This is a genomic window from Bradyrhizobium elkanii WSM2783 (assembly GCF_000472865.1).
In the GTDB taxonomy this organism is placed as follows: Bacteria; Pseudomonadota; Alphaproteobacteria; order Rhizobiales; family Xanthobacteraceae; genus Bradyrhizobium; species Bradyrhizobium elkanii_A.
On the sequence record NZ_AXAP01000006.1, the window covers coordinates 190896 to 200154 of the forward strand.

Consider the following 9259-nt stretch of genomic DNA (forward strand, 5'->3'; position numbering starts at 1 on the left):
GGCCGGTCAAGCGCGCTATGGCGGCCGTTCGCGTGCGGCCATCCAGGCGAGCGCGAGATAGCCGGCGAGCATCAAGGCTTCGAACGCCACCACTGTCAGGCTGCCGCCGTAGATGTTCGGAAACATCAATTCGATCACCGCCATCGAGACGACGGTGGTCAGCCACACCACCGCGCCCCAGGGCGTGGCGAGCCACAGCCCGACGGCGGCGACAAGCTCGATGACGGCGAAGTAGATGGTCGCGGTCTGCCAGGCCATCGACTGGTTCTCGAAGGCCTCCTCCTCGGCGCCGACGAATCCCGTCACCTGCGCCCAGTGATAGAGGCCCTTGGCGATCGAGACCACCGCCATGATGCGGAGGAAGAAGACGAGCCGCCGGGTCCATACATTCTCATCCCGCCGGATCCGGTCCGACGACATCGCCGCAACGGAAATCGCATTGTCCCGCGACTGGTCGCGCGCAGAGGTGTCAGACATCGCAGAAGTCGTCCGTGGAAGCGAAATGGGTCATCGGCGCAGTCTTGGCCCGCCGGGCCGGCAAAATCAATTGCAGTTGCGGCAGATCAACGGCGCCGTGACGTTGCTGGACGAGGATGCTAGAGTTGGATCAAATCAAAAACCAGCCTGCCGTGTTAGGAGAACAAGCCCATGGCGATCAAATTCGGGCGCCCGATCGAACTGCGCGATGCGCCAAAGCGGCAGACGGCCCTCGCCTCCCCGCCGCTGGATTTGACCATACGGCCCCGCCGCAACCGCAAGGCGGAATGGGCCAGGCGGCTGGTGCGCGAAAACGTGCTGACCACGGACGACCTGATCTGGCCCCTGTTCGTCGTTAACGGCCATAATGTCCGCACCCCGGTTGCCTCGATGCCGGGCGTGGACAGACTAAGTGTCGACCAGGCGGTTCGCGACGCCGAGCGCGCGGCCAAGCTCGATATCCCCTGCATCGCGCTGTTTCCCTACACCGAGCCGTCGCTGCGCGACGAGCAGGGCTCGGAGGCACTCAATCCGGACAATCTCGTCTGCCAGTCGGTCCGTGCGATCAAGAAGGAATTCCCCGATATCGGCGTGCTCTGCGACGTCGCGCTCGATCCCTTCACCAGCCATGGCCATGACGGACTGATCGAGGACGGCAGGATCCTCAACGATGAGACGGTCGCGGTGCTGGTGAAGCAGGCGCTGGTGCAGGCCGAGGCCGGCTGCGACATCATCGCGCCGTCGGACATGATGGACGGGCGGGTCGGCGCGATCCGCGAAGCACTCGACGCCGAGGGCTTTGGCGACGTGCAGATCATGGCCTATGCGGCGAAATACGCCTCCGCCTTCTACGGCCCGTTCCGCGACGCTATCGGCTCGGCCAAGACGCTGACCGGCGACAAGCGCACCTACCAGATGGACAGCGCCAATTCGGACGAAGCCCTGCGCGAGGTCGAGCTCGATATCGCGGAAGGCGCCGATATGGTGATGGTGAAGCCCGGCATGCCCTATCTCGATATCGTGCGCCGGGTGAAGGACACGTTTGCGATGCCGACCTTCGTCTACCAGGTATCAGGCGAATACGCGATGATCGCGGGCGCCGCGCGCAATGGATGGATCGACGGCGAGCGCGCGATGATGGAGAGCCTGGTCGGTTTCAAGCGCGCCGGCGCCGACGGCATCCTGACGTATTTTGCACCGCAAGCAGCGGAAAAGCTGAGGGAGCGCGAATAGCGAATGGCGAATAGCGAATGGAGGGTTTCTCTATTCGCCATTCGTCACTCCCTACTCGCCATAGCCTCCGAATCGCCGAATATTTGCGCTTGCTGGGGTTCCGGACCTTGGCACCCGGGCAGCCCGTTCCCATGTCCTGCCCGGGATAGGTCCCAGTCGGAGGGGAGATTATGTCTTACGGCGGTTCGGGAAACTATGGTGCCTGGCGTAACGACGGCGGCGTGCCGCCGCATGCGTTCGATCCGCGATTGGAGCCGGAGCTGTTCCGCGGCGTGCTCACCCGGCGGGTATTTGCCTTCCTGATTGACCTGGTTGTGCTTTCGGTCCCCGTCATCCTTGGGTATCTTTTCATCGCCGTGTTCGGCCTGATCACCCTTGGCCTCGGTTGGGCGCTGTTCTGGCTGGCGTGGCCGGCGACGATTGTCTGGGCGATCGTCTATTACGGCGCATCGATCGGCGGCGCCTCGTCGGCGACCGTCGGCATGCGGGTGATGGATCTGGAATTGCGCACCTGGTACGGGGCGCCAGGCTATTTCGTGCTCGGCGCCATGCATGCGGTGCTGTTCTGGCTGTCGGTCTCGTTCCTCTCGCCGCTTGTGCTGCTGTTCGGCCTCTTCAATAGCCGGCGGCGTTTGCTGCACGACATCGTGCTCGGAACCGTTATCATCAACAGCTCGGCCCGCGCTCACGCGGCATCCGCAGCGCACACTTATTGAGCCAGCCAATTGAGCCCAGCAAGATGATTGACCGCTAGCCTCCGGGGCGCGATGCTGGGAGGCTGTTTTGGAGGCCTGACGACTTGTCGTGACCCAGCATTCGCGTGATACCCCGCAGTTTTACCTGACGGCGCCGTCGCCCTGCCCCTATTTGCCGGGTCGCCATGAGCGCAAGGTGTTCACGCATCTGGTCGGCGACAAAGCGGGCGATCTCAACGATCTGCTCACCCATGGCGGGTTCCGCCGCAGCCAGTCGATCGCCTACCGGCCGGCTTGCGACCAATGCCGGGCCTGTGTGTCGGTGCGCGTGATCGCCAACGAATTCCGGCCCTCGCGCAGCTTCCGCAAGGTCCTGGCCCGCAACGCCGACCTCGTCGGCGAGCAGCGTTCCGCAGTGCCGACCTCCGAACAATATTCCGTGTTCCGCGCCTATCTCGACAGGCGCCACCGCCACGGCGGCATGGCCGACATGACCGTGCTCGACTATGCGATGATGGTCGAGGATAGCCATGTCGAGACCCGGATCATCGAGTATCGCAAGCGCGGCATCGACAGCGGCATCACCGGACGAGGCGAGGAGTTGATCGCAGTGGCCCTCACCGATGTGCTGAGCGACGGCCTGTCGATGGTCTATTCCTTCTTCGAGCCATCGCTCGAGAACCGCTCGCTCGGCACCTTCATGATCCTGGACCACATCGCCCGCGCGCGCCGGCTCGGACTGCCATACGTCTATCTCGGCTACTGGATCGACGGCTCCAAGAAGATGGACTACAAGGCCCGCTTCCTGCCGCAGCAGCGTCTCGCCCCGAGCGGCTGGCTCCGGGTCGATGCAGCCGGCGACATGGCCGCGGAGCCGCAGGACTGACCGGCCCTCAGCCGAAGAGGGTATCGAACAGCAGCTTCACATTCAGGATGACGATGACGCCAGCCACCAGCCAGGCGACCGCGGCGACCGGCATCGATATCGCGAACTTGCCCATCTTGCGCCGGTCGGACACGAACCGCACCAGCGGAATGACCGCGAACGGAAGCTGCATCGAGAGGATGACCTGGCTGAACACCAGCAGGTCGGTGGTGCCGCGCTCGCCATAAAGCGCGGTGACGACAATGACGGGGACGATCGCGATGCCGCGCGTCAGCAGCCGCCGCGCCCAACTCGGCAGCCGCAAGCTGAGGAAGCCTTCCATCACGATCTGGCCAGCCAGCGTCGCCGTTACCGTCGAGTTGAGGCCGGAGGCAAGCAGCGCCACCGCGAACAGCGTCGAGGCGATGCTGAGGCCAAGCAACGGCGAAAGCAGTTCGTAGGCCTGGCTGATATCCACGACATCGGAATGGCCGCTCCGATGGAAGGTCGCGGCCGCGACCACCAGGATCGCCGCATTGATGAACAGCGCCAGCATCAGCGCGATCGTGGAGTCGGTCGTCGCCCATTTGATCGCGTCCCGCCGTCCCTCTTCGGTGCGCTCATAGGCGCGGGTCTGCACGATGGACGAGTGCAGATAAAGATTATGCGGCATCACGGTCGCGCCGATGATGCCGATCGCGATGTAGAGCATCTCGGGATTGGTGAAGATCTCGCTCGACGGCGCAAAGCCGCGCAGCAGCGCAGCAACCGGCGGGGCCGCCGCGGCGACCTGGATCGCAAAGCAGGTCGCGATCACGATCAGGAGCGCGATGACGAAGGCTTCCAGGAAGCGGAAGCCGCGATTCATCAGGAGCAGCAGCAGGAAGGCATCGAGCGCGGCGAGCAGCGCACCGCCGATCAGGGGAATGCCGAACAGGAGCTTCAACGCGATCGCGGTGCCGATCACCTCCGCCAGATCGCAGGCGATGATCGCGGCTTCGCAGGCGATCCACAGCAGGAAGTTCACCGGGCGCGAATAGGTCGCCCGGCAGGCCTGCGCCAGGTCGCGGTCGGTGACGATGCCAAGCCGGGCCGCGAGCGCCTGCAGAAGGATCGCCATCAGGTTGGACAGCAGGATGACCGAAAGCAGCGTGTAGCCGAACTTAGAGCCCCCCGCGATGTCGGTCGCCCAGTTGCCGGGATCCATATAGCCGACCGACACCAGATAGCCCGGTCCGGCGAAGGCAAGCAGCCGGCGCCACCACCGGCCCGCCGTCGGAACCTCGACCGTCGCGTTCACCTCGGGGAGGCTTCGCGTATCCGGCGCGTCGGCGCGCCATCCGGTGGAGGTCGGCAGCACCTGCGGTGCGGTGTCGGGGATCAATCGGGGCGTTCGGGCATCCATGATGCCACAATGCCGGAAAACATTTTTTGTTGCAACTCATTTGCAACTGCATCTGGGAAGTGATCAGGCCACATCCTCAGGCGCCGCTGCCGCGGCCCTCGGAGCGCGTCTTGCTGCGTTGCGGCAAAGTCACACTGCTGCACGAACCCCGCGCGTGTAACGCGGTCGTCACACTGCGACATAAAGTCCCGCGTTAGGGCTCGCTAGGTGGGTATGGGGCGTGCAGTTCACAGTGGAGGCCAGCAATGGCGACAATGAGAACCTTGATCCTCGGCACCGCCGCGGGGCTGATGGCAGCCGGCGGTGCGCATGCGGCCGATCTTCCGATCAAGGCGAAGCCCATCGAATATGTGAAGATTTGCTCGGCTTACGGTCCGGGCTTCTTCTTCATCCCCGGTACCGACACCTGCATGAAGATCGGCGGCTACCTCCGGGTCGACACCACATTCGATGGCGGCGTACAGGGCTCGCCAGCCTGGAACGGCGACGCAGGACAACATAACCGCTACTTCGACTACTTCGCCGCCCGCTCCCGTATGCTGTTGTCAATTGATACCCGCACCGCCACCGACTATGGCGTGGTCCGCACCTTCGGGCAGGGCCGGTTTCAGTTCTCTACGCTCGGCAACAACACCTTCAACCCGAACTCGATCAACGGCTCGCTGCCGGTCGCAAACTCGCAGCTGCTCGACACTCCCGGCGGCGGCGTTACTACCATCCAATTCCTCTTTATCCAGTTCGCAGGCTTCACCTTCGGTCAGTCGGCGTCTGCCTACTCCTCGCCTTGGCAGGGCTTCCCCGGCAACATCTCGGACTTCCTGCTCGGCGGCCAGAACAATGATACCGGCGTCAACAACATCCAATACACTGCGGATTTCGGCAACGGAGTGACCGGCACCATCGGCCTCGACGATCCGACGGTATGGGACCGCACCGCGGTCTACAACCTGTCGCTGCCGCTGAACGCCACGCTGAACACGGGCAACGCCTATGCCGGCGTCCACGCGCCCGATGTGGTCGGCAACATCCGCGTCGACCAGGCTTGGGGTCTGTTCCAGATTTCCGCCGCGGCGCATGAGGTCAACGCCTCCTACAATGTTCTGAACGCCCTTGGAGCGCCAGCGGGCGCCGTCGGCCTGCCTGGCGCGGCGCCGACCGGAGCATCCGAGCTTTCGGGACATCCCGACACCTCGTGGGGCGGCGCAGTCATGGCGGCGTTACAGATCAAGAACATCCCGACCGGTACCGGTGACGACATCAAGATGGACGCGAGCTATTCCAAGGGAGCGACCAAATACATCATCTCGTCGGCTTCAACCTCGCCGAGCTTTGCCATGTTCGGCAGCTCCAGCACTTTTGGCGCCTATCAGAGCATCGGGTTCGGGGCGACGACCGATGCCGTCTATCTGCCGGTCGCAGCCGGCGGCGACGGCTCGCTGCATCTGACGGAGGCCTTTGGCATTCGCGGTGCGTTCAACCACAACTGGGACCCATATTGGTCGTCGAGCCTCTTCGGCTCGTATGTGGGCGTCCGCTATGACGGCGCGGCCAAAGCCTTCATCTGCGCGAACTACACCACGCCCGGCAAAGCGGTCAGTGCGGACTACGTCTGCAACCCCGACTTCAACTTGTCGCAGCTCGGTGTCATCACCCGCTGGACCCCGGTCAAGAACCTGACCTTCTCCGCCGAATTCATGTGGTTCCACCTCGACCAGAAATTCCAGGGCTCCGCGGTCCTTGGAGCTGCGGCCCCCAAGCCTACTGCGCGCTACGAGTTCAGCGATCAGGACACGTTCCACCTGCAGCTTCGCGCCCAGCGGAACTTCTGACGGGCTGAGACTGGCAGGTTATTGATCCTCACTGCGGGCGAACACGCCCACGGTGAGGATCCGCACTATCCCCTTTGGCAATTTTCATGGTCGCGCTGTGAGCGTGTGCGGCGGCGCACCGGTCGGCCCGATCTCGCGCGCTCGAACGGTGCGCAACGCCGGCAAAAGTATCCAGCCGTCCAGGAACGGAAGAAACGGCCGGGTTCTCTCGTTGTCATTGGCGGCTTTGGACGTCGGGTCGAATATCCACAAACGCGCGCAAATTCCGAGGTCACGCAGAACAACTCCTACACGTTGGTGCGACTCGTTCCGAGGCCGTGAAGCCCACCCGCCCCCATCAGAAGGACGGCGCAGCGAGACCCAGCGCGCTCGCAGAGGCGGCCGAGGAGTCCACCCATCGCCGGATCGTGCCATCGTAAACGTCGGCACCGTAAATCGAGCCATCAGGTCCCTTCTGCAGGTCGACGATGCCTGAAATGCCGGAATCGACGACCTGGACATTGGTGACCTGTCGGCTCGCGTTCAAGGTAGCTGCGTAGATGTTTCCATTGAGGACGTCGTCGAAGAGCAGAGTGTTCTGATTGTAGAAATCCCCCGCTGTGATCGCAGATGCATTGTCCGGAGCGCCGTGGCTGCGCGACAGGATGGGGCCTACGGCAGGCGGGTCGGACGTGTTGTTGCGATTGCCATTGTTGTAAAAGCTGATCGCCTGCGAAAGGTCTTGGTAGCTGGCAGTCCGGTTCGGGCCTTCGAGGTAGGGCCACCCGAAATTCGACCCCGCCGGGCCGGTATCAATCTCTTCCCAGGTATTCCAGCCGACGTCTCCGAGCACGGGCAGATTGGTGATCGGATCGAAGCTGAAGCGGTAGGCATTGCGGACACCATAATCGAATATTTTCGACTGATTGCTGTTCGGATCGCTTGCCTGGTAGTAGGGATTGCCCGGTGCTCCTTCGCCTGTGGTCGGATCGATTCGCAACAGCTTGCCCGAGAGATTATGGATGTCCTGGACTCGAACCGCGCGAGGGTCCGCGAAGTTATATGACGTGCCGTCGCCCACGGTGAGGTAGAGATAGCCGTCGGGACCAAAATGAACGGCACCGATGGAATGGGAGTCGCCGTCCGTCGCCAGATAATCGCGAATGTTCTGATTCTGAATCCCGGCGTGGTTCGGATCGTTGTCCTGCGTTCCGATCTCTATCTGGCTGGCGGGCGCCGTTATGGTGGTGCCGTTGACGATACCTGACGGAACAATGCTGGGATCGCCGTTGCTGTTCACGTCGGGACGGCTCGTATAGGCCCAGATGCTGTTCTTGCCGACCAGCACGAGCTCGCTCGCCGGATCGGCGACCATGGTAGCGGGGTTGACAGTCACCCTGACCAGACGAGAAGGTCGATTCCCGGCCTGATCGCGTGCTGCGAGTCCCGCTTGGCCCGCCGTCTCGGGTGGATCGTAGGTGTACAGCAGGTAGACATAAGGATTGCTGGCGAAATTCGGGTTGACCGCGATCCCCAGCAGTCCACGATCGCCGTACTCATTCACCTCGCTCGAAAGGTCGATGAGCGGCGTCGACCGCAGTGTGCCGTTATCCACCACGCGCACCACACCGCCCTTCTGCGCAACCAGCATGTAGCGACCGTCGGGAGTCCAATCGATCGCCGTTGGCTCGCTCAGTCCGGTCACAGCGGTCTGGCGCACCAGACTGCCGAGATTGAGATTGTCGTTGTCGAGGATGCTCACGGTGGTGGTCGCCTGGGCGCCGAGAGTCGCACCCGTTGGATTGCTCAAGGTGACGGAGAAGCTCTCGTCGGTTTCCGCGGCTGTATCGTTGATGATCGGGACCGAGATGGTCTGGGTGGCCTGGCCGGCGGCGAAAGTGACAGTGCCCGACGATGCCGTGTAGTCCGATCCCGCGATCGCGCTGCCGTTGCTGGTCGCGAACTGGATCGTAGCTGATTGATCGATGCTACCGCTACGCAGCAGCGTGAGGGTCGCTGACGGCGTACTCTCGGAAACGCTCACCGCCATGTCTGCCATGGATATGGTGGAGGGTGAATCGTCGTCGACAATGGTCACGAGTACCGTACGGGGAACTCCCAGCGAGCCGGATCCGGGATTCTGGAGGCCGACGGCGAACGTCTCGCTACCCTCGACGAGTTGATCGTTCACGATCGGGATGGTGAAGCTCTTGGTGCTCTCGCCAGGTCCGAAGACGACCTGCCCCGTGTTCGCTCGACCATTGAACGTGGGTTGAATGAAATCCAATCCAGCCTGCGCCGCTCCGGCGGTGCCGATCTCATTCGTCGTGTACTCCACGGTCGTTTGAGACTGCAGGTCGCCCGATCGTGCGACGGTGATGGTTGCTGTGCCGGCCCCTTCGCCGACGTAGATCGTCGCATTGTTGACCAATGAGATGATGGAGGCGGACCCCGCAACAAATACGACGTCGCGGAAGTAGTTCTCGTTCTGGTAAACGAGGTTCGGAAAGACGCCTTCAACGTCGTTGTAGACGCCGGCGCCGACCGGTGCGCTCAGCCCGCCGTTGGTGATCGGTGAGGCGAAGCCCTGCGACGTGACNGCGTAATAGCTGTTGGTGTTGACGGAGACCACATAGCTCGTGCCGGCGGTGATGGTCAGCGGAGTGGCGAGCGCCTGCTGCTGCCAGCCCGATGCGCTTTCGTTCGTGAACGTCACCGTCGCCAGCTGCACGCCCGTGGACGACCAGATGTAGCCGACATGCGTGCCTGTCTCGCT

Annotated in this window: 7 protein-coding genes; 4 read left to right on the plus strand and 3 right to left on the minus strand. The window is 63.0% G+C overall.

Annotation, left to right across the window (positions count from 1 at the left end; translation table 11 throughout):
- Nucleotides 1–15 precede the first annotated feature (15 nt).
- Nucleotides 16–477 (minus strand): DUF6163 family protein, encoded by a 462-nt coding sequence (locus YY7_RS0108635; protein ID WP_028162895.1) that lies wholly within the window; start codon nt 475–477, stop codon nt 16–18.
- Nucleotides 478–648: 171 nt separating this feature from the next.
- Between YY7_RS0108635 and hemB the strand changes: the two genes are divergently transcribed.
- The 3 genes from hemB (at nt 649) to YY7_RS0108650 (ending at nt 3291) form a co-directional block, all read left to right on the plus strand.
- On the plus strand, nt 649–1710 hold the full coding sequence (gene hemB, locus YY7_RS0108640; RefSeq protein ID WP_028162896.1) for a porphobilinogen synthase: 1062 nt from the start codon (nt 649–651) through the stop codon (nt 1708–1710).
- Between the two features lie 170 nt (nt 1711–1880).
- Nucleotides 1881–2426: an RDD family protein gene (locus YY7_RS0108645; RefSeq protein ID WP_028162897.1), complete on the plus strand. Its 546-nt coding sequence runs from the start codon at nt 1881–1883 to the stop codon at nt 2424–2426.
- 88 nt (nt 2427–2514) lie between these two features.
- Complete coding sequence (locus tag YY7_RS0108650; protein ID WP_028162898.1) at nt 2515–3291, plus strand: arginyltransferase; 777 nt, start codon at nt 2515–2517, stop codon at nt 3289–3291.
- A 7-nt stretch (nt 3292–3298) separates the two neighbouring features.
- Here the strand turns inward: YY7_RS0108650 and YY7_RS0108655 are convergent, their stop codons facing one another.
- Nucleotides 3299–4675: an Nramp family divalent metal transporter gene (locus YY7_RS0108655; RefSeq protein ID WP_028162899.1), complete on the minus strand. Its 1377-nt coding sequence runs from the start codon at nt 4673–4675 to the stop codon at nt 3299–3301.
- Between the two features lie 245 nt (nt 4676–4920).
- Between YY7_RS0108655 and YY7_RS0108660 the strand changes: the two genes are divergently transcribed.
- Nucleotides 4921–6504: a porin gene (locus tag YY7_RS0108660; protein WP_028162900.1), complete on the plus strand. Its 1584-nt coding sequence runs from the start codon at nt 4921–4923 to the stop codon at nt 6502–6504.
- Between the two features lie 337 nt (nt 6505–6841).
- Here YY7_RS0108660 and YY7_RS51065 read toward each other — a convergent pair.
- On the minus strand, nt 6842–9259 hold a 2418-nt coding region (locus tag YY7_RS51065; RefSeq protein ID WP_035689568.1), incomplete at its 5' end, for a Calx-beta domain-containing protein.